Annotated in this window: 23 protein-coding genes; 17 read left to right on the forward strand and 6 right to left on the reverse strand. The window is 62.2% G+C overall.

Going from position 1 to position 24984, the window contains the following annotated elements; genetic code table 11:
* Positions 1 to 14: 14 nt before the first annotated feature.
* The 4 genes from QM596_RS04955 to QM596_RS04970 all read right to left on the reverse strand — a co-directional run bounded on the left by QM596_RS04955 (position 15) and on the right by QM596_RS04970 (position 6161).
* The gene (locus QM596_RS04955; RefSeq protein ID WP_283308298.1) at positions 15 to 1619 is read right to left on the reverse strand and encodes an ABC transporter substrate-binding protein; all 1605 of its coding nucleotides are present in this window, start codon (positions 1617 to 1619) and stop codon (positions 15 to 17) included.
* Between the two features lie 227 nt (positions 1620 to 1846).
* The gene (locus tag QM596_RS04960; RefSeq protein WP_019745230.1) at positions 1847 to 3451 is read right to left on the reverse strand and encodes an ABC transporter substrate-binding protein; all 1605 of its coding nucleotides are present in this window, start codon (positions 3449 to 3451) and stop codon (positions 1847 to 1849) included.
* A 144-nt stretch (positions 3452 to 3595) separates the two neighbouring features.
* Positions 3596 to 5197 (reverse strand): PucR family transcriptional regulator, encoded by a 1602-nt coding sequence (locus QM596_RS04965; RefSeq protein WP_037120543.1) that lies wholly within the window; start codon positions 5195 to 5197, stop codon positions 3596 to 3598.
* A gap of 49 nt (positions 5198 to 5246) precedes the next feature.
* Complete coding sequence (locus QM596_RS04970) at positions 5247 to 6161, reverse strand: SDR family NAD(P)-dependent oxidoreductase (protein ID WP_019745228.1); 915 nt, start codon at positions 6159 to 6161, stop codon at positions 5247 to 5249.
* A gap of 100 nt (positions 6162 to 6261) precedes the next feature.
* Here QM596_RS04970 and QM596_RS04975 point away from each other — a divergent pair, with 100 nt between their 5' ends.
* The gene (locus QM596_RS04975; protein WP_020909054.1) at positions 6262 to 6879 is read left to right on the forward strand and encodes a TetR/AcrR family transcriptional regulator; all 618 of its coding nucleotides are present in this window, start codon (positions 6262 to 6264) and stop codon (positions 6877 to 6879) included.
* 302 nt (positions 6880 to 7181) lie between these two features.
* Positions 7182 to 8333 (forward strand): magnesium and cobalt transport protein CorA, encoded by a 1152-nt coding sequence (locus QM596_RS04980; protein WP_007731382.1) that lies wholly within the window; start codon positions 7182 to 7184, stop codon positions 8331 to 8333.
* 104 nt (positions 8334 to 8437) lie between these two features.
* Here QM596_RS04980 and lppU read toward each other — a convergent pair whose 3' ends face one another.
* On the reverse strand, positions 8438 to 9055 hold the full coding sequence (gene lppU, locus QM596_RS04985) for an LppU family putative lipoprotein (RefSeq protein WP_019745226.1): 618 nt from the start codon (positions 9053 to 9055) through the stop codon (positions 8438 to 8440).
* A gap of 109 nt (positions 9056 to 9164) precedes the next feature.
* On the opposite strand from lppU, the gene QM596_RS04990 reads away from it, so the two are divergent.
* From QM596_RS04990 to QM596_RS05050, 13 genes are all read left to right on the forward strand, one after another.
* Positions 9165 to 10211, forward strand: coding sequence for an ATP-dependent DNA ligase (locus QM596_RS04990; RefSeq protein WP_019745225.1), 1047 nt, complete (start codon positions 9165 to 9167; stop codon positions 10209 to 10211).
* Complete coding sequence (gene ligD, locus QM596_RS04995; RefSeq protein ID WP_283308299.1) at positions 10211 to 11251, forward strand: non-homologous end-joining DNA ligase; 1041 nt, start codon at positions 10211 to 10213, stop codon at positions 11249 to 11251. The genes QM596_RS04990 and ligD overlap by 1 nt, the downstream gene beginning before the upstream one ends.
* A 78-nt stretch (positions 11252 to 11329) precedes the next feature.
* Positions 11330 to 11845, forward strand: coding sequence for a DUF6764 family protein (locus QM596_RS05000; RefSeq protein ID WP_020970725.1), 516 nt, complete (start codon positions 11330 to 11332; stop codon positions 11843 to 11845).
* Positions 11846 to 11954: 109 nt separating this feature from the next.
* A complete protein-coding gene (locus tag QM596_RS05005; protein ID WP_047889667.1) occupies positions 11955 to 13166 on the forward strand; it encodes a serine hydrolase domain-containing protein in 1212 nt (403 codons plus the stop codon).
* Between the two features lie 15 nt (positions 13167 to 13181).
* Positions 13182 to 13400: a dodecin gene (locus QM596_RS05010; protein WP_003939815.1), complete on the forward strand. Its 219-nt coding sequence runs from the start codon at positions 13182 to 13184 to the stop codon at positions 13398 to 13400.
* Positions 13401 to 13410: 10 nt separating this feature from the next.
* Entirely contained in the window at positions 13411 to 14292 is an 882-nt protein-coding gene (locus QM596_RS05015; protein WP_113682524.1) for a hypothetical protein, read from the forward strand.
* An 81-nt stretch (positions 14293 to 14373) separates the two neighbouring features.
* On the forward strand, positions 14374 to 16056 hold the full coding sequence (locus tag QM596_RS05020; protein ID WP_113682523.1) for an FAD-dependent oxidoreductase: 1683 nt from the start codon (positions 14374 to 14376) through the stop codon (positions 16054 to 16056).
* A 216-nt stretch (positions 16057 to 16272) separates the two neighbouring features.
* Entirely contained in the window at positions 16273 to 17196 is a 924-nt protein-coding gene (locus QM596_RS05025; protein WP_019745219.1) for a L,D-transpeptidase, read from the forward strand.
* Positions 17197 to 17270: 74 nt separating this feature from the next.
* Complete coding sequence (locus QM596_RS05030; RefSeq protein ID WP_019745218.1) at positions 17271 to 18245, forward strand: carbohydrate ABC transporter permease; 975 nt, start codon at positions 17271 to 17273, stop codon at positions 18243 to 18245.
* On the forward strand, positions 18242 to 19144 hold the full coding sequence (locus tag QM596_RS05035) for a carbohydrate ABC transporter permease (RefSeq protein WP_097386916.1): 903 nt from the start codon (positions 18242 to 18244) through the stop codon (positions 19142 to 19144). The genes QM596_RS05030 and QM596_RS05035 overlap by 4 nt, the downstream gene beginning before the upstream one ends.
* A gap of 38 nt (positions 19145 to 19182) precedes the next feature.
* Positions 19183 to 20514, forward strand: coding sequence for an ABC transporter substrate-binding protein (locus QM596_RS05040; RefSeq protein WP_019745217.1), 1332 nt, complete (start codon positions 19183 to 19185; stop codon positions 20512 to 20514).
* 15 nt (positions 20515 to 20529) lie between these two features.
* Positions 20530 to 21615 carry an ABC transporter ATP-binding protein gene (locus QM596_RS05045; RefSeq protein ID WP_019745216.1) on the forward strand — a complete coding sequence of 362 codons (1086 nt, stop codon included), beginning with the start codon at positions 20530 to 20532 and terminating at the stop codon, positions 21613 to 21615.
* Between the two features lie 16 nt (positions 21616 to 21631).
* Positions 21632 to 21958, forward strand: coding sequence for a YnfA family protein (locus QM596_RS05050; protein ID WP_283308300.1), 327 nt, complete (start codon positions 21632 to 21634; stop codon positions 21956 to 21958).
* A gap of 68 nt (positions 21959 to 22026) precedes the next feature.
* On the opposite strand, the gene QM596_RS05055 is transcribed toward QM596_RS05050, so the two are convergent.
* The gene (locus QM596_RS05055) at positions 22027 to 23985 is read right to left on the reverse strand and encodes a M13 family metallopeptidase (RefSeq protein ID WP_283308301.1); all 1959 of its coding nucleotides are present in this window, start codon (positions 23983 to 23985) and stop codon (positions 22027 to 22029) included.
* A 113-nt stretch (positions 23986 to 24098) separates the two neighbouring features.
* Between QM596_RS05055 and QM596_RS05060 the strand changes: the two genes are divergently transcribed.
* A complete protein-coding gene (locus QM596_RS05060) occupies positions 24099 to 24548 on the forward strand; it encodes a helix-turn-helix transcriptional regulator (protein WP_019745214.1) in 450 nt (149 codons plus the stop codon).
* 5 nt (positions 24549 to 24553) lie between these two features.
* A complete protein-coding gene (locus tag QM596_RS05065; RefSeq protein ID WP_020909044.1) occupies positions 24554 to 24964 on the forward strand; it encodes a VOC family protein in 411 nt (136 codons plus the stop codon).
* The last annotated feature ends 20 nt before the right edge of the window (positions 24965 to 24984 follow it).

Consider the following 24984-nt stretch of genomic DNA (forward strand, 5'->3'; position numbering starts at 1 on the left):
GTGCGGGATGCTGCCTACTGGTACAGACGCAACGCAGAACCGGTGTAGGACTTACCGAATGCGAGTCCGGCCTTGTTGAAGTACACGTTCATGACGGAATCTGCGAAGGGCACGGCCGAGATCGTCTTGGTGATCTCCGACTCGGCGTCGGCCCAGGCGTCACAAGCGTCGCTACCGGTCAGACCGGAAGCCTTGGTGGCTGCTGCTTCGTAGGCAGGGTTGCTGATCGACGCGAAGTTCTTGCCTGCTGCGGGAACCGGCCCGGCGAAGTACGCGGCGAAGGTGCTGGGGAGCGGAGTGTTGATCTGGACCCAGGCGATGTCCCAGGCAGTGTTGTCCTTACCGCTGAGGATGACGTCGATGATCTTGTTCGAGTCGCCCCCGGTCACCTCGACGTTTGCACCGAGTTCGGACCACGCCGACTGAGCGAGTTCTGCTGCTGCGTTGCGCGGATCGTCGGTGCCGTCGTACACGAGGCGAAGGTTCAGCGGCTTTCCGTCCTTGCTTCGCTTTCCGTCAGAACCGGCGGTCCAACCCGCAGCGTCCAGTGTTGCCTTTGCAGCTGTGAGGTCGAAGTCCGGAATGTTGCCTGCGACAGAGTCGTAGACACAGGCGCGCGGTTCGACGCCGACGAGACTGGTGGCCCGGACACCGCGCCCCGCAGTGATGACCTGAGTGAGGTCGTCGAGATTGACTGCTTGGATCAGTGCCTTACGCACTGCGGGATCACTGGTGGGATTGCTCGCGATCTGATTGAAGTACATCTGACCGGCGGGATTCGGCCTCAGGACTGAGTCCAGGTTGGCGGCGTCGACGCGGTCCTTGTCCGGCCCGGCGATCGGGGCGGCATTGAGTTCACCCGAGAGAAGCTGATTTGCGGCGGTGCTGACATTGGGTGCCATGGCGGCGACGACGGTCTTGGGGACACCGGGGGTGTCGGAGGTGGTTCCGTCCGGGCCCCAGTTGTAACCCTCACGACGCTGGAACGTGTAGTGGTCGTTGGGGACAACTTCGGTGAGTTCGAACATGCCGGTACCGAGAGACTTCTTGTTCGAAGCGGTCGGGTCCTTGAGCCCGGCGTCACACATGATCGCCAGACGGGCGCCGACGTTCAGAAGAAGGAACGGGCTCGGCGCCGCAGTGGTCACCGTGACAATGCGCGTTGCCGGATCGGCGGTTGCAGTCGCGCCAGTCGGCACGGTCTGGCCGCGCAACTGTGAACCGTTGTCCGGGTTGGCCACGAAATTGATGTTGTCGGCAACGGTCTGCGGGGTCAGTGTTGATCCGTCGGTACAGGTCACCCCGTCGCGGATGGTGAAGGACGCCGAGGTAGGGGTCTCCTCCCACTTCTCTGCCAACCACGGTTTGATTTCACTGGTATCGGGGTCCTGGTAGATCAGGTAGTCGTACGCTAACTTCGACATCTCGCCAGTTGCCGAGGACGCCGCCATGATCGGGTTGAGTGCGCCCGGATCGGCCTGCATCGCGAACCGGAAAGTCCCGTCCGTGGCCGGTTCACCGCCACTGGCGCCCGAGGACGTGCCTCCCGAGCCACAAGCAGACAACACAAGCGTGAGCCCTGCGGCTGCCGCAAGTGTTGGATAGGAGCGGTGTTTCATGGTGCCTCCGGGATGGAGCTGGGGCCCGAGCGAAAAACGTGAGGGCGCGATTGAGTGTTGACTGCTAAATCTTGGCGCATGACGTGACGCGCATCTCTGTCGATCCTCACGAAAATCGGGTCGATTTTCGTCCGCTCCCACGAAAACCGCCTGGATCGGTGAATACCTGTCCGTATACCGACAGCGACCGGCGAAACACGACGATTTCCCCGGTCGCTACCGGCGGTCTACTGGTACAGGCGCAGGGCCGAACCGATGAAATTGCGGCCGAATGCAAGACCCGCATTGTTGAAGTAGAGAGTCGTGATCTTGTCGGCAAAAGGTACCGCCGAGTTTGCTTTGATGATCTCGGACTCAGCGTCTGCCCAAGCGGCACAAGCGTCCTCGCCCGTCAGCCCGGAAGCCTTGGTGACGGCTGCGTCGTAGGCCGGGTTGGAGATCGACGCAAAATTCATTCCCGCAGCGGGCACAGGACCGGAGAGGAAGGGGACCAGCATGCTGGGCAGCGCGACGTTGATCGGCTCCCACACAACATCCCACGCCGTGTTGTCCTTGCCGCTGAGTGCTACATCGAGAATCTTGTTCGAGTCGCCGCTGGTGAGTTCAACGGTGGCGCCCAGGTCGTTCCACGCGTTGACCGCGACGTCGGCGGCAGCATCGGTCGCGTCACCGAACGTCTCGTAGACCATCCGAATTCGGAGCGGTGTGCCGTCCTTGCTGCGCTTACCGTCCGCGCCGACCTTCCAGCCCGCAGACTCGAGAGTTGCTGCGGCTGCACTGGTATCGAAGTCCGGCAGGTTTCCGGCGACAGAGTCGTAGATGCAGGCCCGCGGTTCGATGGACACCATCGTGGTCGATCTGGTTCCGCGACCGGCCGTGAAGATCTCGGCGAGGTCGTCGAGATTGAGAGCCTGGACCAGAGCCTTGCGGACGGCAGGATCGCTCGTCGGATTACCGGGACTGTGGTTGAAGAACATCTCGCCCGCCGGAGCAGGCTGCTTGACGGTATCCAGGTTCGCGGCGTTCATGCGATCCTGGTCAGGGCCCGAAACTGCTGCGGCATTCAGATCACCGGACAACACCTGGTTGGCCGCTGTGCTGTTGTTCGTGATGATGGACGCGACGACATTCTTGGGTACTCCAGCCGTATCCGAGGTGGTGCCGTCCGGTCCCCAGTTGTAGCCGTCGCGCCGGACGTAGGAGTAATGATCGTTGGCGACTGCCTCTGTCATCTGGAACATGCCCGACCCGAAGGTCGTCTTGTTTGCCGCCGTCGGATCCTTCAACCCGGCCTCGCACATGATCGGTATTCGCGCCAGGTTGAGGAGCAGGAACGGAGAGGGCTCCGGAGTCGTCACCGTTACTGTCCGTGTCGCCGGGTCGGCGGTGGCGCTGGCAGTTGCCGGTGCGTACACCCCGCGGAGAGCAGATTTGTTTGCTGCGTTGGTGATGAAATTGACGTTGTCGGCGACAGTCTGGGCAGTCAGAGCGGATCCGTCGGTACAGGTGACGCCGTCGCGAATGGTGAAGGACGCGGAAGTGGTTGTCTCTTCCCATTTCTCGGCGAGCCATGGCTTGGTGACTCCGGTATCGGGATCCGGGTGGAGCAGATAGTCGTAGCTCAGACGCGCCAGCTGGTGCGCCGGCGATGCTGCCGTCATCAGCGGATTCAGAGCGCCGGGGTCGGCCACGAGAGCCAATTTGAAGGTGCCGTCCGTGACGGGTTCACCCCCACCCGAACCCGAACCCGACGAGCCACCCGATGAGCACGCGGTCAGGGCAAGAACGGTGCCAGTTGCCGCAGCCAGCAGTGCGTAGGACCGTTGTTTCATGGTGCCTCCGGAAGGTGTAGTCCCGCCCGAGTGACGCGAGGTCTGTCGGGTCAGGAGCAAAAAACGATTGCTTGAATCCTCACCCAACAAAAGGAGGAGAACATCGTCCGGATTTACGAATGTTTCGTGAGACTTGGTAGATCGCTACAACGCTGTCGGATAGAAGAGACGAAGCTGGAGCATCAGGCTGAATCGAGTTTCCGGATCATCGAGATCGATTCCGGCAATCCCGGCAAGTTTCTTGAGGCGGTACCGGAACGTGTTGACGTGGATGTGAACCAACGACGCAGCCGCCGGAATGTCGCCGAACGTGTCGAGCCAGGCTCGAAGGGTGTCCACGAGGTTGATGTCGTGAGTGCGGTCGTACTCACGCAGTACCGCGAGCGGACCCGACGCGGTCTCGTTCTCGTCCGCCAGGGCGTCGGAGAGGCGCAGAAGTAGGGAATTGATCTGCACGTCGTCGGCGCGCGCGACGGTCCGGCCCGAGGAATTCCACGTCGACCTCAGAACGCGAAGCGCTCGGTCGGCTTCGTCGCGTGACTTCTCCAGCGTCATCACGTCGGCCACTGTCGCACCGATTCCGATGACCACCGACTTTTCCGAACGGGAACGGTCTGCAAACTCCGACGCGATCCGACGCACGTAGTCGTCGTCGGTCTGGTGCCGGGTGTGTGGGATGACGGCGTAGACGGTGCCGCCGATCGCTGCCGCCACCGACAACGGAAATACTTGGTCGAGATAGGTATTGAGTGTCAGGGCCAGTTGATCGACGTCGGCTTCGGCCTCCAACGATGCGCCGGCGCCGCTACGGAAGCCGGCCGCAAGTACGTTTGCTTTCGAGCGGCCGTAGCCCAGTCGCTCGGCCGCTTCCTTGGCCGAAGTGCCGCCACTCAGTAGCGTGATCACCTCGCCCAACCTCAGCCGTCGTGCGGAATCGGCGGCCAGCTTGGCACGAAGCAAGCTCATCGCGGCTACGCCCGCCGCCTCGACGAGCGTTTTCACCTGCAATTCGTTCGGCTCCTCGTCCAAGATCACCCAGATCGAACCGAGGATCTGGGATGCCGCATGTATTCGCATGCCGACCCGGGGCCTGATGCCCGGCCCGATACCCGGTAGAAATACCGGCAGGGTAGAGCCGTAGATCTTGTTGAAGTACCCCATCGACCGGAGTCGGTCGGAATAGTGCTGCGGCACTTGATGTCCGAGGACGCTCTGCTTACGTGCCTCGTCACCGAAGGCTTGATCCGCCGAAAACGCGAGGATCCGGCTCGACTGATTCTCGATGGTGACCGGGCCGTTCAATACCTGAGCGATCGAGTTGGCAAGATCGAACAGGTCGGCGTCGGCGGCGGACGTGCGGTCCCCGTTGTTGCCGGATTCGAGGATCTCGTTGATCAGCGACGCACTTTGCAGCCAGCTTGCATCCTTGACCATTCCAAGTAGTGCGATATCGGCTTCGGCGACCGCCCGTGCGACGCTTTCGTCGACGGCCAATGGCTCCCTGACGATCAGCGCGACGGCTCCGGCCGAACCGTATTCTTTTACTGCAGTGGCAATGTCGGCCGACTCGGCCAGTCCTGCGCCGAGCACGACGGCGCCCGCACTGCCTTGCGTGACTCCGGACCCTTCGTGCAGGGTCACTCGGCTGACAGTGCGGGCGTCGTCGACGGTGTCGCCTCCGCTGAGGAACGTCATTCCCAGTCTGTCGACGATGTCGACGATCGAAACTCCCGTTGGTGTGGTCACCACCACACCTTAGGGGGAGCAGGATCGATCAGTCGGCTGGTTGCCCAGCTCAGTTGGCCGGCTGCTCGGCTACAGCTTTCTCGACGAACCGGCGGGTCTGATCGAACGCCGCGGGCACCTGGACGGAATTGGTCATGTCACTGATCTCGGACCACCGTTCGGCGACGACCTCAGGGGAGAGTGCGCCTTCGGGGATGTACACGCCCTGCGACTCTTCCATGCGAGCGATCGCGAAGACACCGGCACCGGCGCTGAGGATGGTCTTGGTCGGTGCGTCATCGGAGACCATGAACAGTGCGCCGGGTGAAATCGATTCGGGTGCAAGCAGAGCGAGAGTCTTCTCGTCGAGGAGGTCTTCGGTCATGCGGGTCGCGGCGGTCGGGGCCAGCGAGTTGACGCGGATGCCCTTGCGTTCGCCCTCGATAGCGAGAACGTTCATCAGGCCGACGACGCCGGACTTCGCGGCGCCGTAATTTGCCTGGCCGAAGTTGCCGTAAATTCCCGATGCCGACGTAGTCATGAGGATGCGTCCGTAGTTCTGTTCGACCATGTGCGGCCAGACTGCCTTGGAACAGATGACGGAACCCATCAGATGCACGTCGATGACTTTGCGGAAGTCGTCGAGCTCGGCCTTGATGAAGGACTTGTCGCGCAGGATTCCGGCGTTGTTGATCAGGATGTCCACGCGGCCCCACTTGTCCACGGCCGTCGCGACCATGGCGGCAACGGCGTCGACGTCGGTGATGTCGCAGTGGTCCGCGATCGCCTCGCCACCCAACTCGACGATTTCCGCCACTACCTTGGCTGCTGCGGTATCAGCGCCGCCACTGCCGTTGACCGAGCCACCCATGTCGTTGACGACGACGCGTGCGCCGCGTGCGGCGAGGGCCAATGCATGCGAACGGCCGAGTCCGCCGCCTGCGCCTGTGATGATCGCTACCTTGCCGGAAAAATCCAACGACATTGGAAAACCTCTCTGATCTGGGATACTACTCAGTATTACTATGCGATAGCGTGGAAACAGTCAAGGGCCGGCAGGCAGTGCGAATGGGAGTGGAAGTCGAATGAGTAGTGATCTTCCGGACGTGCGATCCGCGATCATCACCAGCGCCGCCGACGCCTTTGCCGAAGACGGTTACGCGGCCACGACCATGGATTTGCTGGCCGATCGAATCGGGGCCACCAAAGGTCTTGTCTACTACCACTTTCGTTCGAAGTTCGACATCTACCTGGCAATCTACGAGCGCGGGATGAGCCTGCTCCGCGCGGAGGTCGAGTCTCGGATCGACGGGGCAGACAGCGGCCTCGCGCGTCTCGAAGCGATGTCGCACGCCCACCTGGTCAATCTCATGACACATCTCGGGTACCACCACACGATCCACCAAGGTGTCCGGGGCCAGATGAACTCCGCGCTCAAGCCGAGGCAACAGCAAGTCCTCGTGGAACTGAATTCGCTGCGACTCGACTACGAGAATCTGTTCGTCGACGTGATGACCGAAGGTGTCGCGGATGGTTCCATTCGTGCGAGCTCGCCGCGAATGGCGGCAAAAATACTCCTCAGCAGTCTCAACGGCATCGACCTCTGGTACCGAAGGCGTGAAGGGCAGACTTTGGCGGAGACGGAGTCGTTGGCGGACCAGATCGTCGAACTCTTGATCGGCGGATTGCGCGCTGCGAACTGACTGAAAGCTGCATTCGTCGAGCGGGTTTCCTCCGACCGGTTCGTGCTGTCCTGCGGCTTGTCGTTCGGTTTGTCCCGCTCTGACAGTCGGGGTAGCATGTTGGCGTCGTGCGCGGACTTGCGTAGGAATTCAGGGAAGAGGAGGTGTGGCTGTAATGCGTGGCCAACCTCCGAGTACCAACTGAAGCTGTAGCCGCCCGGGTTGTTCCGGTATTTTGCTGCAGCTTCATCGTGTGTTCATCGGCTTCGGCTTTGCTGTGAAGCAAGCGTCGTCGTTCACTCTTCCCTCGAAAGCTGTTCAGCATGCGCGAATTTCGTCGTTCACGGTCGGTACTGCCACGTCGTTCCGCGGGTCTCGGTGACTCACATCCCGGGCACTCGCGTGCCGCACGCACCGTCGTCAAGGCTGCCCCGCCCGAGGCGGTGGCGCCCGTCGAATCGACCGTCGTCAACAGTGGCGTGTACCGCGACGGCGAGCGGATAGCGTCGCCGTCCACGCTGGCGGAAGCACTGTCATGCCTTCCGGATTCGCAGTCGATGGCGTGGATCGGCATGTACCGGCCCGACGACGCCCAGTTGTATGCCGCTGCACAACATTTCGACCTCCACGAACTGGCGGTCGAGGATGCGATTGTCGCGCACCAGCGTCCCAAGCTCGAGCGCTACGGCAAGACACTGTTCGTGGTCCTGCGTGCTGCGCGGTACCGCGACGAGACCGAGCGGGTCGAATTCGGCGAGTTGCACATCTTCTGTGGTCCGAACTTCATTCTGACCGTCCGTCACAGTGAATCGCCGGATCTCTCGGCGGTGCGGACTCGCATGGAGAACGATCCTGACCTGTTGCGGTTGGGTACCGAGGCCGTTCTCTACGCCATTCTCGACGCAGTCGTCGACGGGTACGCCCCGGTGGTGGCCGGCCTGCAGAACGACATCGACGAGATCGAAACCGAAGTGTTCAGTGGCGATCCCGGAGTTTCGCGTCGCATCTACGAACTGACCCGTGAGGTGATCGAATTCCAGCGGGCGACGCGTCCGCTGCTGGGAATGCTGCGTGGGTTGTCGGCGGGGTTCGACAAGTACCACACGGACGAGGAACTCCAGCGTTACCTCCGCGACGTCACCGACCATGCGACGACTGTGGTGGAGCGGGCCGACGGCTTTCGTCAGTTGCTCGGAAACATCCTCACGGTGAACGCAACTCTGGTGTCGCAGAACCAGAACGAGGAGATGCGCAATCTGACGCAGGCGAGCTACGCGCAGAACGAGGAGATCAAGAAGGTCTCGGCGTGGGCGGCAATTCTCTTCGCGCCGACGCTTATCGGAACCGTGTACGGAATGAACTTCGACGACATGCCGGAACTGCACTGGCACTTGGGCTATCCGTTTGCGCTCTCGATGATGTTCTTGACGTGTGGAAGTCTCTACACGATCTTCAAACGTCGGGGCTGGTTGTAGAAAGCGCTGGTTGTAGAAGGCACTGGCTGTAGAAAGCGCTGTGCGCCTTGCCAACCGAGATCGGTTGGCAAGGCGCACAGGTGTTTTTCGGGAGGGCGCTCGAATCAGAGCGTTGCGACGCAGACCGTGAACTTACGTTCCGGGTGCTCGAATCCCGAGTCTGCCCCCGAACCGCATTCGTCGATCGACGTGGAGTTCTGCAGGATTTCGACGACCTCGACTACATTGGTGCCGCTGGTATCCGAGCATTCGATGCGGGCGGGCTCGTCCATTCCGCTGCCGAGGTCCATGCATCCGCCGACTACCCAGTCGACGTCGAGACAGACAGCGCCCTGCTCGTCACCCGCGAGGGTCTCGTAGTAGTACGAGTCGACATCGGAGGCACACTGATCAGAGGTGGGAACCTTGGCGACCACCTTGTAGTTGGAATCCTTGCTACCGCAGTCCGCGTTGTCGATTTCCGCGGCCGTCGTGGTACCGCCGAGCTTGACGCAATCACCGATCGACACGTCGATGTCGACGTCGCCGCCGTCGTCCGAACCCTCCTGGCCGGTGATCTTCGAGGTGGTCGGGGCTGCGGACGTAGTGGTCGAATCGGCAACCGAGGAAGATGATTCCGCAATGGCTTTCGGCTCGATGTCGGAACCGCAACCGACGGTGAAGGCGGCGATTGCAGAAGTTGCGATCACCGCAGTGCAAAGTCGCCGGACGATTCCGGACATAAGGACCCCTTTGTTGATTCTTGGATAATTCTGTTGGTTCGTAGATTGTTCGGGACCTATTCCAATACATCGGTAGTCGAATTGCCAACCGGACTGTCAGTATGGGTAGGTGGAGCTACCCCTGATGCCGCCGCTTGCCCCGATGCTCGCGAAGGCTGCGGCCACTGTGCCGCCTCAGCCCGAGTCCGGTGACCCGACGTGGTCGTACGAGCCGAAATGGGACGGATTTCGAGCAATCATCTTTCGTGACGGTGACGAAGTGGTGCTCGGGTCGCGAGGAGGAAAGGACTTGGCGCGGTACTTTCCCGAGGCGGTGGAAGCCGTCAAGTCTGAATTGCCCGAAAAATGTGTGGTGGACGGAGAACTGGTGGTTCCCCGTGAGATCGACGGTGTGACGCGCCTGAGTTGGGAAGCGCTCTCCGAGCGGATTCACCCCGCCGCGAGCCGCGTCGCATTGTTGTCGGAACAGACGCCCGCGCAATTTGTCGGGTTCGATTTACTGGCGCTCGGGGATCGCGACGTCTCGATCGAGGACTTCGGTGTGCGACGTGCGTTGCTCCTCGATTGCGTCGGTGGCGGGCCGAGTTGCCACGTCACGGCAGCGACGGCCGACAGCGCCGAAGCAATGGCCTGGTTCGAAACCTTCGAAGGCGCGGGCCTCGATGGGGTTGTCGCCAAGAAGCTGGCGGGACCGTACCTGCCGAACAAACGCGAGATGATCAAGGTGAAACACGCCAGGACCGCGGATGTCGTACTGCTGGGCTACCGTCCACACAAGAGCCAGCCGGGTATCGGGTCGATGCTTCTGGGTCTGTTCGACGGTTCCGAATTGAAGATGATCGGTGGCGCTTCGGCTTTCACCGCGGCGCGGCGGATCGAGTTGTTGGCCGAACTCGAACCTTTGCGCCTCGGGGACGACGTTGTGGCAGAGGGAGAGGCCAGCCGGTGGAGATCGGCCGCAGACCGCTCCTGGATTCCGCTTCGTCCTGAGCGGGTGCTGGAAGTGGCGTACGACCAGATGGAAGGGGAACGCTTTCGGCACGCCGCACGGTTCCTGCGCTGGCGTCCGGACAGGGTGCCCGACGAATGCACTTTCGATCAGTTGGAGGTTCCGGTGCGATACGACTTCGCGGATGTTCTTGCAGGTGGTAAGTGATGGCGAGTCCCGCAGAGGAACTGGACGTCGACGGGATCGCGGTCCGGTTGTCGAGCCCGGACAAGATCTACTATCCGCAGTTGGGTGAGGACGGCGGAACCAAACGGCATCTTGTCGAGTACTACCGAACGGTGGCGCTGCAGGGTGCAGCGTTGCGGGCGCTCCAAGATCGGCCAACGCATCTTCAGCGATTCCCCGACGGCATCGAGGGCGAAGAGGTTTACCAGAAGCGGCTGCCGGCAAAGCGGCCCGAGCACGTCGAATCCTGCGAGGTCACGTTCCCGTCGGGTCGCAAGGCTGACGTCCTTCGAGTGCGAAGTGCTGCGAACATCGTGTGGGCCGCCAATCTCGGGACTGTCACGTTTCATCCCTGGGCCGTGCGGTGCCCGGACACCGACCACCCGGACGAACTCCGCATCGATCTCGATCCGCAACCGGGGACCGGGTTCGACGAGGCCGTTGCCATCGCGGACGAGGTCCTTCGCCCTCTGCTCGCCGAGTTGGGATTGGAAGGATTTCCCAAGACGTCCGGTGGCCGAGGCCTTCACGTCTACATCCCGCTCGAGGCGCGCTGGGATTTTGTCGAGGTCCGCCACGCGGGTATCGCCCTCGCCCGTGAAGTCGAACGGCGTAGTGCCGATCGCGCCACAACCGCGTGGTGGAAGGAAGAGCGGGGTGAACGGATCTTCATCGACTTCAATCAGAATGCCCGAGACCGGACGATCGCGGCGGCGTATTCGGCTCGTAAGACGCCGATCGCAACTGTGTCCACGCCGGTGACCTGGGACGAACTGCGGGACGTGCATCCAGACGACTGCACCATCGCCACGGTTCCCGGCTTGCTCGCCGATCGTGGTGATCCGATGGAAGCGATGCACGACAAGGCCTTTGCCCTCGACGTTCTGTTGGAGATGTGGGAGAAGGATCTGGTGGCGGGACTTGGCGATCTGTCGTACCCGCCGAACTATCCCAAAATGCCCGGTGAACCCAAACGAGTTCAACCGAGCAAGGACCGCGATCGGAAGAACAAAGACGGGTAGCGTCAGAGGCGGACATATCGGGTAATTCGATTAGACGTCGAATGTACGGTCACGTCGAATGCACTGTGGGGGTTGGATATGGATCGCCGGAAAATGCGAGCAGCAGGCTTAGCGGCGGGTGGCGTGATTCTTGCCGCCTTCGGATTGTCACTCGGTAGCGGAACAGCGTCGGCCGCGACGTTGGATTGTTCGGCGCGCGGCCAAGATCAGACGATCGTCGACGGGTCATCCGCATGCCGAGCGGTGGCAGATCCCTCCAGTTACGCGATTTCACACGTGGAGGGCGATGGCGTCGGCGTCGCCGATTCGCGAGACGGTGGCCGGTCGGCGGGCGTCGGACTCTTCGGCGGCGTTGCTGCAGCGGAGTCGCGCGGTGGGCTGCTTGCCGCCGTTGCGTACGGCCCGGGTTCGCTCGCACTCGGTCGCACAGACTCCTCACCCTTTGCCGTGGTGCTCAGCGGACCTGGCGGCAGAGCGGCGGTGGGTGACGCGGACGTCGGGGCGATCTGCTCGGGTGGTCCCACCCTTGTTTTCAACCTTGCCACAGGTCAGGGATGTGTCAGCGACGGCACTTCGACGTGGGTCACCCCGTGAGTGCACCCCGGTCCTGAGCCTCTTGCGTGACAGTGGTCACAATGGTGTCAAGCTCCTGCCACCGATCCGGTGACCGGACAACTTGAATCAGCGGGGATCGGAGGACGCGATGGCTCCCAATGCACGACGGGGTTCGCTCGCCCGGGTGGAGGTGCCTTCGCGCACCGAGCTGTATGTGGACCGGCGATTCCTTCCCTTGGCCGACCGCTTCTTCGCGATGTATCGCCAACCGCAACAAGGCGGCGGCGCGCTGGTCGTGTACCTGGGCGGCGAGAAAGTTCTCGACATCTGGGCCGGCAATGCCGACCGCGACAGGCGCTGGGACCACGACACGGTGTCGCTTTCCTTCTCGACCGGCAAGGGCGTGGCCAGCACCGTCGTTCATCGACTCGCCGAACGCGGGCTGATCGACTACGACGCTCCGGTTGCTCAGTACTGGCCCGAATTCTCAGGGGCCGGCAAGGACAAGATCACCGTCCGGGAACTGATGTCACATCGCGCGGGCCTTCACCGCGTTCGCGGCCTGATGCCGCATCCCCTCGACCTGATGGACTACGACGCGGTCGTTGCCGCCCTGGCTGCCGAGAAGCCGGATCCGCGTCGGCTTCGAGGCCCCGGCTATCACGCTGTGACCTACGGCTGGTTGGTAGCCGAACTTGTGGCCAGGGTGTCCGGTCAGCCGTTCATCGACGTCGTACAAGCGGAGATAGCGAAGCCCCTCGGAGTCGACGAATTCTGGTACCGCGTACCCGAAACCGAGCGCCCACGGATCGCGAAGCTGTTCCCACATATCAACCCTGCGGGCTTGAACTGGGCCTTCGCGTCTACCGTGCTCTCACACGTCGGTCCGACTCGCGGACTCGCGGAGGCCGCGATGCCGGACGGTTTCGACGTCATGGTGCGCAACCCGGCTGTCCACGACGCCGTCATGCCGGGCTGGAACGGAGTGTTCAGCGCGCGTGCTCTCGCGAAGATGTACGGCGCCATCGCGAACGGCGGCGTGATCGACGGGAAGCGGTTCCTGAAGGAATCGACCATCGACCAGATGTCGACCATCCAGACTCGCGATCGGGATTACGTGCTGGCGGTGCGGCCCAACTGGACTCTCGGTTACCACCCGCCGATCATTGCCGCGCGGCGGCAGCCGCGGAATGCGATAGGCCACTACGGAGTCGGCGGTTCAGGCGCGTATGCGGACCTGTCCAGCGGACTCTCGCTCGGTTTCACCACCAACAGGTTGGGTAGTGCTGTGACAGCTCTCGGTGATCTTCGCCTTGCGAGGCTCGGCGCCGAGGCGCAGGAGTTGGTTCGTCGAATCTGACACGAAGGGAATGCCATGAGCAGCAACGTGTACCGGGTGACCGAGATCGTCGGCTCGTCCACCGAGAGCAGTGACGCGGCAATTCGCACCGCCATCGCCCGGGCGAACGAGACGGTGCGCAACCTCGAATGGTTCGAGGTGGTGGAAACTCGCGGCCACATCGAGAACGGCGCCGTGGCGCATTTCCAGGTCACGTTGAAGGTCGGCTTCCGGCTCGACGGCGACGAATCCTGAACCGTTCTTCATGAGTGTTGATCTCGCGGCAGCCGTCGGGTTCATGGCGGGACATGCCAGGACTCTCGATCGGCATCGGCTGAATTTGATTCTTGGACAGGGTGACCGGGCCGCGGCTTGTGCGGCCGTGGACGGTTATCGCAACCCGGACGGTGGGTACGGCTGGGGACTCGAACCGGATCTTCGCTCGGCAACCAGCCAACCTGGCGGAGCGCTGCATGCCTTCGAAGCCTTTGCCGACATCGGAACGCCGACGCCCAGAGCGGTCGAACTGTGCGACTGGTTGCAGACCAATTCGCTGGCAGGCGGCGGTTTACCCTTCGCCTTCCCGATTGCCGACCCAGCCGGGTGTGCGCCCTTCTGGGTGAGCGCGGACCCGTCGGCGCCGTCGTTGCAGATCACCAGCATCGTGTGTGCTGCAGCGGCTCGCGTTGCCGAATTCGACGAGGCCGTCGCCGAACATCCGTGGTTCGCCTCTGCCGTTCGATATTGCCTCGACGCGATCGACGGGGCGGATTCTCTGCATGCCCTCGAGCTCGCCTTTGCCTTGCAGTTTCTCGACGCGGTTCACCGGAACAGTCCCGAAGCGTCGTCGTTGGTGAGCACTCTTGGTTCGCGTATCCCGGCTGACGGCTTGGTTCACGTGGACGGGGGAGCCGAGGGCGAATTCATGCGGCCCCTCGATTTCTCACCGCTTCCTGGCGGTCCGACCCGCGCGTTGTTCGATGCAGCGGTGATCGACTCCGAACTGTCCGCGCTCGCTGCACGGCAAAACGACGACGGCGGTTGGGCGGTGGATTTCGACAGCTATTCGCCCGCCGCGGCGTTGGAATGGCGAGGTCACGCCACCGTGCAGGCGGTATGGCTGCTGAAGCGCAATGGGGTGATCTGAAAACGATTCTCGCGCCAAATTGGAACACGTTATAGTCTGGGAATCAGTTCGTGCTTCGTGTTTCAGGGATAGGGGAATGTCATGGCGTATGTGATCACGCAGCCGTGCTGCAACGACGCCTCGTGTGTTGACGTGTGTCCGGTCAATTGCATTCACCCGACACCGGACGAAGCTCCGTTCGCGACCACCGAAATGCTCTACATCGATCCCGACACCTGCATCGATTGTGGTGCGTGTGTGGACGAGTGCCCGGTCGAGGCGATCTTCCCGGACAACGAACTCGACGAGGACGACGCGCCGTACCTGCAGATGAACGCGTCGTACTTCGAGAAGCATCCGATGGGCCCGGATTGGCCCGAGCCGATCACGATGGCCAAGATCGATCCCGAACTGGGAACGCTGAAAGTGGCGATCATCGGCTCCGGCCCCGCAGCCTGCTATGCGGCGATGGAACTGACCGGCAAGCCTCGCGTCGAGGTCGACATGTTCGATCGGCTTCCCACTCCCTACGGATTGGTGCGCGCCGGCGTGGCGCCGGATCATCCCGGAACCAAAGGCGTCACCGACCAGTTCCGCGCCGTGGTCGCGAAAAAGACCGTGCGCTGCCACTTCAACGTCGAGGTGGGTACCCACATCTCGCATTCGGAACTCTTGGACCATCACCACGCAGTGATCTACGCGGTCGGCGCTGCCGGGGATCGCAAGCTCGAGATCCCCGGCGAGGAACTGCCGGGAAGTCATGCTGCCACCGAGTTCGTCGCCTGGTACAACGGGCACCCGGGATATGCCGATCGGACTTTCGATCTGTCCGGCGAGCGAGCGGTGATCGTCGGAAACGGCAACGTCGCACTCGACGTCGCACGCATCCTGGTGACCGACCCTGACCAGCTGGCGAAGACGGACCTCGCCGAGCACGCATTGGAAGCGCTGCGTAACAGCAAGATTCGTGAGGTCGTCATTCTCGGGCGTCGCGGGCCGGCGCAGGCCGCGTACACCAATCCCGAACTGTTGGCCCTCGGACAGATGGCGAACGTGGACGTAGTCGTCGACCCGATCGAAGCCGAACTCGACGAGGCCAGTCAGGCGTTCGTGGACAGCGATGCCGCGGAGCCGTCCGTGCTGCTCAAGGTCAAGCAGGCGCAGGAATTTGCTTCCCGTACCGCAGATCCTTCCCGCAAGCGGATCGTTCTCCGGTTCCTCACCTCGCCCGTCGAGATCCTCGGTGACGACGCAGTCGCGCAGGTGCGGATCGTGAAAAACGAGTTGGTGGCAACGCCGACCGGTCAACTCTCCGCCCGGCCTACCGAAACCGAGGAGACGATCGACACCTCCCTGGTGCTTCGGTCGGTCGGATACCGCGGTACACCGATGGCCGACTTGCCCTTCGACGACGCTCGCGGCGTGATCCCCAACGAGAACGGTCGCGTGATCGACACCCACACCGGCACGCCGATCCCGGGTGTCTACGTCGCGGGTTGGATCAAGCGCGGACCGACCGGCGTAATCGGCACCAACAAGTACTGCTCCGCCGAGACTGTGTCGATGATCTTCGACGACTTCGCTGGTGGGCGCCTCGCCACGCCGACCGAGGACGCTGACAAGTTGCAGGTTCTGCTGGCAGATCGGTCGCCGGATCAGGTGGACTACCAAGGTTGGCAGCGGATCGACAAGGCAGAACGAGCATCCGGTGCCGCCGCCGGTCGACCGCGAACCAAACTCATCTCCATCGAATCGATGTTGGCGGCTGCTCGCAGCGAGGGATAGCAACGTTTGGGCGAACATCCGAATTGCTCGATTGCCGCATTTGTGTGTTAATGACTATGGAAATGTGCGGTTTGCTCTCTTTGGCGTGCTCGGGTGTGTAGGTGTGCGCCCGGCGGGCGCGTCCGGATGGTGCATCGGCATCGGGACCAGGCGGGTATCGATGCCGGCCGCGCAAAATCCACGTGAGTACGTGGTCATTCGAGCGAAGGTAGTGACATGGGCAGCAAACAGGGTCGTCGGACGTCACGGGTTGCCGTGGCAATCGTCGGAGCGGTGGCTGCCGGCCTGGCTCTCGCCGGACCTTCCGCGGCCGTTCCTCTCTTCCCCGGTGGACCGGACATTCCATTGCCCGTCATTCCCGGCGTTCCGTACCTCGATCCGGCGATTCCGGTTCCGGGCATCCCGGGTACACCGATTCAGGCTCCCATCGGCGCTCCCAACTTCTCCGCGCCGTCGCTCAACCCGTCGGCGGGTGAGACAGTCGGCATCGCGCAGCCGATCATCATTCGTTTCAACGAGGCAGTCGGCGACCGTGCCACGGCCGAGCGCGCGATTCGCGTGACCACCGATCCTCCGGTCGATGGCAGCTTCTATTGGATCAACGACAGCCAGGTCCGTTGGAAGCCGGCACAGTTCTGGCCGGCGAACATCTCCGTGACCGTCGACGCCGGTGATTCGCACTCCACGTTCAACATCGGTGACGCACTCGTCACCGTCGCGGACGACAACACCAAGCAGGTCACCGTCACCCGCAACGGTGAGGTCGTGCGCACCATGCCGACGTCGTTCGGCAAGCCGGGGCACGAAACACCGAACGGCACGTACATCGTCGGCGAGCAGCTGCGCGACATGTACATGGATTCGTCCACGTACGGCGTTCCGATCGATTCTCCCGAGGGTTACCGCACCTACGTCGAGTACGCGACACGAATTTCCTACAGTGGCATCTTCGTCCATGCCGCTCCGTGGTCGGTAGCGCAACAAGGTTTCACCAACGTCAGCCACGGCTGCCTCAATGTCAGCACCGAAGACGCCAAGTGGTTCTTCGAGAACGCAGGCAAGGGTGACCCGGTGATCGTGCAGAACACCGCAGGTGGAGTCCTCAGCGGCGCCGACGGATTGGGTGATTGGAACCGCTAGACATCGACGAGGAAGGCCCTGCGCGAGAAGTATTCGCGCAGGGCCTTTTTCGTGTCGCGTTCAGCTCGAGTGTCTTGTACGTTCACCATTCATTCGTTGCGAGCGGTCAGACTGCCTCAGTGAGATCGAGTCCGGAAAGAACGCTGCCCACTTCAGGCAAGCCAGGTCTGTGGGGCAGACCATGGCGTGATTACGCGCTCTTTGCGCTCTTGGTAGGTCCCAATCTCGCGTTGCTGATCTTGTTCACCTATCGCCCGCTGGTGGACAACATCCGACTTTCGTTCTTCGACTGGAACATTGCGGACCCGAAGGCGACGTTCATCGGGCTGAGCAACTACCGCGAGTGGTTCGGACGAAGCGACACCTGGCAGATCGTCACCAACACAGTGGTATTCACATTGGTCACAGTGGTGGGTTCGATGGTCATCGGTCTGGCGTTGGCCATGCTGCTCGATCGCAAGCTCGTCGGGCGAAACCTGGTCCGGTCGGCGATCTTCGCGCCGTTCGTGATCTCCGGTGCAGCGATCGGTGTCGCGTTTCAGTTCGTCTTCGACCCCAACTTCGGTCTGATCCAGGATCTCCTGCACCGCGTCGGACTCCAATCGCCCGACTTCTATCAGGACCCCCACTGGGCGCTGTTCATGGTGACGGTGACATACATGTGGAAGAACCTCGGCTACACGTTTGTCATCTATCTCGCTGCGCTGCAAGGAGTTCGGCAAGAATTGAACGAAGCCGCCGAAATCGACGGTGCCAAGCCGTGGACCAAGTTCCGCCGGGTGCTCCTACCTCAGTTGCGCCCGACGACGTTCTTCCTCTCCATCACCGTCATGCTCAACTCGCTCCAGGTCTTCGACATCATCAACGTCATGACCCGTGGTGGCCCGCTGGGTACAGGGACGACGACGATGGTCTACCAGGTGTACAACGAGACATTCCGAAACTTCCGGGCGGGCTACGGCGCGACGGTTGCCACCATCATGTTCTTGATCCTGCTGATCATCACCGTCTACCAGGTTCGTGCCATGGATCGGGGAGAAGAGAAATGACAGCGGTAGAGGAAAAGAAAAGCGCTGCTCCGACTTCCGTCGTCCGACCCGGGCCGGATCGCAAGAACGTGGACCGGCGTGAGGTCGGTGTGAAGATCCTCGGCTACGCGGCAATGGTGATCGCCTTGGTCATCATCGTCCTGCCGCTCTACTGGATCGTGATGACCTCGTTCAAGGAGCGTCCGGAGATCTACACGCAGCCTGCAACGTGGTGGCCGTCATCGCTGCATCCCGAAAACTATTCCGAAGCAACGACATCGGTTCCGTTCTGGATGTTTTTGCGGAACTCGATAGTGATCACGACGATACTGTCCGCGGCGAAGTTCGTTCTGGGGACTCTCAGCGCCTATGGGCTGGTGTTCCTGCGCTTCCCGGGGAAGAACTTCGTCTTTCTCGGAATCATCGCCGCATTGATGGTTCCGAACCAGATCACCGTGATCTCGAACTACGCGCTCGTGGCAGAGTGGGGCTGGCGTAACACGTTCCAGGGCATCATAGTTCCGCTTGCGGGTGTAGCCTTCGGTACGTTCCTCATGCGCAACCATTTTCTCTCGATACCTTCGGAGATCATCGAGGCAGCGCGGATGGACGGCGCCGGCCACTGGCGGCTTCTCTGGCGAGTGGTGCTCCCCGTTTCCGGGCCCACGATGGTGGCGTTCGGCATCATCACGGTGGTCAACGAATGGAACGAGTACCTGTGGCCGTTCCTCATGTCCGACGATTCCTCGGTGGCGCCGCTGCCGATCGGATTGACCCAACTGCAGAACAACGACGGACTCACCAACTGGGGTCCCGTCATGGCAGGAACGGTACTGACGATGCTACCGATCCTGGTGATTTTCCTTCTGCTGCAACGACACATGATCAAAGGCCTCACCTCCGGTGCGGTCAAGGGCTGACAGCTTTTCCCGTCACATTTCTTTCTCGAGGAGCAGTAATGGCAAACATGAACAGACGCGGATTTCTGAGCCTCGGCGGTGCAATCGCCGCCGGCGCAGCACTGACCGCGTGCGCGGGATCCGGTGGTTCCAGCGCTGATGCTGCGGGAACATCCGGTGCGTCGGGTGAGTCCAACACCATCACCTTCTGGTCGAACCACCCGGGTAAGTCCACCGACGTGGAGAAGGAATTGATCAACCGCTTCCAGACCAAGTACCCGGACTTGAAGGTCAACTTGGTGGACGGCGGCAAGAACTACGAAGAGGTGGCGCAGAAGTTCAACGCTGCTCTCTCCGGCGGAGATGTTCCCGATGTGGTTGTGCTGTCGGATGTCTGGTGGTTCAACTACGCACTTGCCGGGGCAATCGAGCCGCTCGACGGACTCTTCTCCGAGGTGGGCGTCGACTCGGCCGACTACGTCGACTCGTTGCTCGCCGACTACCTGTTCCAGGGCAAGCACTACGCACTTCCCTATGCGCGGTCGACGCCGTTGTTCTACTACAACAAGGCGGTCTGGTCGCAGGCCGGACTTCCCGACCGTGGGCCTGCAACGTGGCAGGAGTTCGACGAGTGGGGACCTGAGCTGCAGAAGGTCGTGGGCAACGGCAAGTTGGCACACGGGTGGGGCAACGCGAAGGATTACCTCGGCTGGACCTACGAAGGCCCCATCTGGACCTTCGGCGGATCGTACTCCGACCAGTGGAATTTGCAGCTCGACAATGAGAAGACCATTGCCGCAGGGCAGTTCCTCTCCAGCATGATTCACGACAAGAAGTACGCCGCGGTCTCCACTGACATCGCAAACGAATTCGGTACGGGCATCCTGGCGTCGACCATCGCGTCGACGGGTGACCTGTCCGGCATCAAGAAGACTGCCAACTTCGACTTCGGCACCGCGTTCCTCCCGGCGGTGGACGGAACTCCCGGTTGCCCCACCGGCGGCGCCGGGCTCGCCATCCCGTCCAAGATCTCCGATCAGCGTAAGAAGAACGCGCTCAAGTTCATCGACTTCATCACCAATGGTGAGAACACGGCGTACTTCTCGCAGAACGTCGGCTACATGCCGGTCCGCAAGTCGGCAACGTCGGAGCCGAGCATGAAGGCATTCCTCGACGCGAATCCGAACTCCCGTACCGCTGTGGATCAGCTTTCGCGTACGCGCTCGCAGGACTACGCACGCGTGTTCGTCCCGGGTGGCGATCAGATCATCGGCACCGGACTCGAGCAGATTGCTCTCCAGAAAGCCGACGTCGCATCGACATTCGCCGGCGTTGCCACCCAGTTGCAGCAGATCATCGACCGGCAGATCACCCCAAAGCTGCCGAAGTAGTAGGAGAGAACACTCATGGCCAACGTGCAATTCGCGGGAGTCACGCACCGCTACGAAGGAACCGATCGACCGGCAGTCGACCGTCTCGACCTCGACATCGCCGACGGTGAGTTCCTGGTACTCGTAGGGCCTTCCGGTTGCGGTAAGTCCACCAGCCTGCGAATGCTCGCCGGTCTCGAATCCGCGTCGGACGGCCGGATCGAGATCGGCGGCACGGACGTCACGCATCTCGCGCCGCGAGCACGTGACGTCGCCATGGTGTTTCAGAGTTACGCGCTGTACCCGAACATGACCGTCGAGCAGAACATGGGTTTTGCGCTCCAGAACGCGGGAGTGGGAAAGTCCGAACGGCGGGAGCGGGTACTCGAGGCAGCACGGATGCTTGAACTCGAACCGCTGCTCGGACGTAAACCGGCAAAGTTGTCCGGTGGGCAACGTCAGCGAGTTGCCATGGGTAGGGCCATCGTTCGCCATCCCAAGGTGTTCTGCATGGATGAGCCGCTCAGCAATCTGGACGCCAAACTACGCGTGAGCACGCGGTCGCAGATCGCTGCCTTACAGCGTCGACTCGGCACCACGACGGTCTACGTCACCCACGATCAGGTCGAGGCGATGACGATGGGGGACCGGGTGGCGGTGATGCTGGACGGTCGTTTGCAGCAGGTGGCGAAGCCGCGGGAACTTTACGACAACCCCGTCAACACCTTTGTGGCCGCCTTCATCGGATCGCCCGGCATGAACCTGATCGAAGCGCCGGTCGAGGGTACCGTCGCAGTGCTCGGTGACCTGCGGATTCCGCTGCCCACCGGGGCGTCCGAGCGGGAGCGGGTCGTCGTGGGAGTGCGTCCCGAGTCGTGGGATCTGGTGGGAGCGTGGCGAAAGGGCTCGCTGGCCGTGGATGCCGACCTGCTTGAAGAGCTGGGCGCCGAATCGTTCGTCTATGCAAAGGGTGCCCCGGATTCGCAGTGGCAGAGCCGATCCGGCCGAATTGTCATTCGCGTCGATCGGAAGATGTCGGTGGCACCGGGGGAGTCGCTTCATCTGCTGCCCAAGGCCGGCGAGGTGTACTTCTTTTCCGCGGAGACCGGGGTACGTCTGTAGCGATACTGTGTGCGGCATGACCGTCGCACGTTCGCTATTGCTGTTCGTACTCGCCGCGCTGCTCGAGATCGGGGGCGCGTGGTTGGTGTGGCAGGGAATTCGCGAGCACAAGGGCTGGATCTGGGTAGGGCTCGGCGTCACCTCGCTCGGTCTCTACGGTCTGGTCGCGACCATGCAACCCGATGCGAACTTCGGGCGCATCCTCGCCGCGTACGGCGGGATCTTCGTAGCGGGTTCACTGCTGTGGGCGGTGGTGATGGACGGATTCCGCCCGGATCGTTTCGACATCGCCGGTGCGCTGATCTGTCTGGTCGGCGTCGGGGTGATCATGTACGCCCGGTAGGGCCTTCGGCCCCGTGCGCGCTCAGGGAGTCCAGGGGGTCCTTAAGCGCGCACAGGGGCTTGCCCTTGCTACCAGATCTTCACACGCTTCTCCGGCTCCAAATACAGTGCGTCACCTGGCTTGACGTCGAACTCCTCGTGGAACGTGTCGAGGTTGCGGACGACGCCGTTGCACCGGAACTCCGGCGGCGAGTGCGGGTCGACGGCCAGACGGCGAAGCGCTTCGGCCTCACGGGCCTTCGTGCGCCATACCTGCGCCCACCCGAAGAACACGCGCTGCAGACCGGTGAGTCCGTCGATGACCGGAGGTTCGGTACCTTCGGTCGCGATCTTGTACGCCGCGATCGCGATCGACAGCCCGCCGAGATCGCCGATGTTCTCGCCGATCGTGAATTCACCGTTGACGTGGTGGCCCGGCAGTTCCTTGGGCTCGAACTCGTTGTACTGCTCGATGAGAGCCTTTGTGCGCTTGCCGAATTCGCTACGATCCTCGTCGGTCCACCAGTCGACCATGTTGCCGTCGCCGTCGTACTTGGCGCCCTGATCGTCGAAGCCGTGCCCGATCTCGTGGCCGATGACGGCGCCGATACCCCCGTAGTTGGCGGCGTCGTCGGCTGCGGCGTCGAAGAACGGCGGCTGGAGAATGGCTGCGGGGAACACGATTTCGTTCATGCCTGGGTTGTAGTAGGCGTTGACGGTCTGCGGCGTCATGAACCACTCGTCACGGTCCACGGGGCCACCCAGCTTGGACAGGTCACGGTCGTACTCGGCGGCGTATCCACGACGGTAGTTGCCCACCAGGTCGGTAGCCGAGATATCGAGACCGGCGTAGTCGCGCCACTTGTCGGGGTAACCGATCTTCGGGGTGAACTTCTCGAGCTTGGCCAACGCGGCCTCACGAGTCTGCGGGCTCATCCACTCGAGGTCGGAGATGTTGCGGCGGTACGCCTCCTGCAGGTTGGCGACCAGTTCCAGCATGCGGGTCTTCGCCTCAGCGGGGAAGTGACGGTCGACGTAGAGCTTGCCGACGGCCTCGCCGAGCAGATCCTGAACCAGGCTGACCCCGCGCTTCCAGCGCTCACGGTTCTCTTCGGTACCCGAGAGCGTGGTGCCGTAGAAAGCGAAGGTCTCGTCGACCAGCGCGGAATGCAGGTAGGGGGAGCGAGCGTGCAGCACCTTCCACGCCGCCCATGCCTTCCAGTCGTCGAGTGACTCCGACGCCCAGAGTGCAGTGAAGGTGTGCAGGAAATCGGGCTGGCGAACCACGATCTCGGCGAACTTCTCCGAATCGGCGCCGAGACCGGACAGCCATGCCGCCCAGTCCAAACCGGGGTTCTGCTCGGTCAGTTCCTCGAAGCCCACGAGGTTGTAACTCAGATCTGCGTCACGACGCTTGACGACGTCCCAATGCCCGGCCGCGATCTTCTTCTCGAGTTCGAACACACGCTGTGCGTCGTAGCCGACGCCGGCGAGGGTGAACATCTTGTCGATGTGCGCGACGTACTTCTCGCGGATCTCCGCGTAGTTGTCCTCGCGGTAGTACGACTCGTCGGGCAGGCTGATTCCCGACTGGCTGAAGTGGATCAGGTACCGCTCGGAGTTCTTGGCATCGGTGTCGACGTAATGCGAGATGGCACCGCCGACGCCGACGCGCTGGTGGCGTCCGATCACGGTGGCCAACGACGACCTGTCCGGCGCATCGGCGACGGCGTCCAGCTCGTCGTCGATGGGGCTGAGGCCCGCGGCCTCCACGGCGTCGGCGTCCATGAAGCTCGAGTACAGGTCGCCGATGCGCTGTGCATCGGTACCGGCGGCAGAGTTGGACTCCGCGGCTTCGGTGATGATGGTCTGTACGTCTTCTTCGGCCTTGTCGTAGAGCGTCCGGAAGGCCCCGTCGACTGCGCGGTCTGCCGGAATCTCGTATTCGGCGAGCCATTTTCCGTTGACGTGGACGAACAGATCGTCCTGCGCCCGTGTGTCGCCGTCGAGGTGGGTGAGGTCGATGCCTGAGCGATGAGCCGTGGTCATTTCTCCATCCTTACACGATCATGACGAACTGCTCGGTGTGTGCGTGATCGCTCCACACCCCAGTTCATCTCTTGTGCTGGGCAACGTCGGTACCGCATGGCACGATCGAATACGTGACCAGCAGACCTGCCGCAGATCCGCACCTGCAGGACCTCGCGCGACTACGACGCGTGCGTGACCGTATCGACCGGGAGTACGCGCGGCCTCTGGACGTGGAGGCGCTCGCGCGGGGAGTGAACATGTCTGCGGGGCATCTCAGTCGCCAATTCCGTCAGGCGTACGGCGAACCGCCGTACGCATACCTGATGACCAGGCGAATCGAGCGCGCAATGGCGTTACTGCGCCGCGGGGACCTCAGTGTCACGGACGTCTGCTTCGAAGTCGGCTGCAGCTCTCTCGGCACTTTCAGCAGTAAGTTCACCGAATTGGTAGGGGTCCCGCCCAGCGTCTATCGGCGCGAGGCCGAGCAGTCGACGGCCGGAATGCCGTCCTGCGTGTCCAAACAAGTCACCAGACCGATCAGGAATCGAGAAGCGCAGAACCCACAACCGCAATTAACGTGATCGCCATGGACATCACCATTCACTCGAGTTTCCTTCCGCAGGACGACCCTGACGCCGCCCTGAACTTCTACCGCGACACCCTCGGCTTCGAGGTGCGCAACGACGTCGGCTACGACGGGATGCGTTGGATCACGGTGGGGCCGCCCGGCCAGCCCGGCACCTCCATCGTGTTGCATCCGCCGGCCGTCGATCCCGGAATCACCGACGACGAGCGCCGCACCATCATCGAGATGATGGCCAAGGGCACGTACGGCGGACTTCTTCTGGCCACCAAAGATCTGGACGATACGTTCGAGCGGCTTCAGGCCGGCGACATCGACGTCGTCCAGGAACCGACCGAGCAGCCGTACGGCGTTCGCGATTGCGCCGTCCGCGACCCAGCGGGAAACCTGATCCGTATTCAAGAACTGCGCTGAGCCCGTCAACTGCGCTGAGA

The organism is Rhodococcus sp. IEGM 1406 (assembly GCF_030056745.1).
Lineage (GTDB): Bacteria > Actinomycetota > Actinomycetes > Mycobacteriales > Mycobacteriaceae > Rhodococcus_F > Rhodococcus_F erythropolis.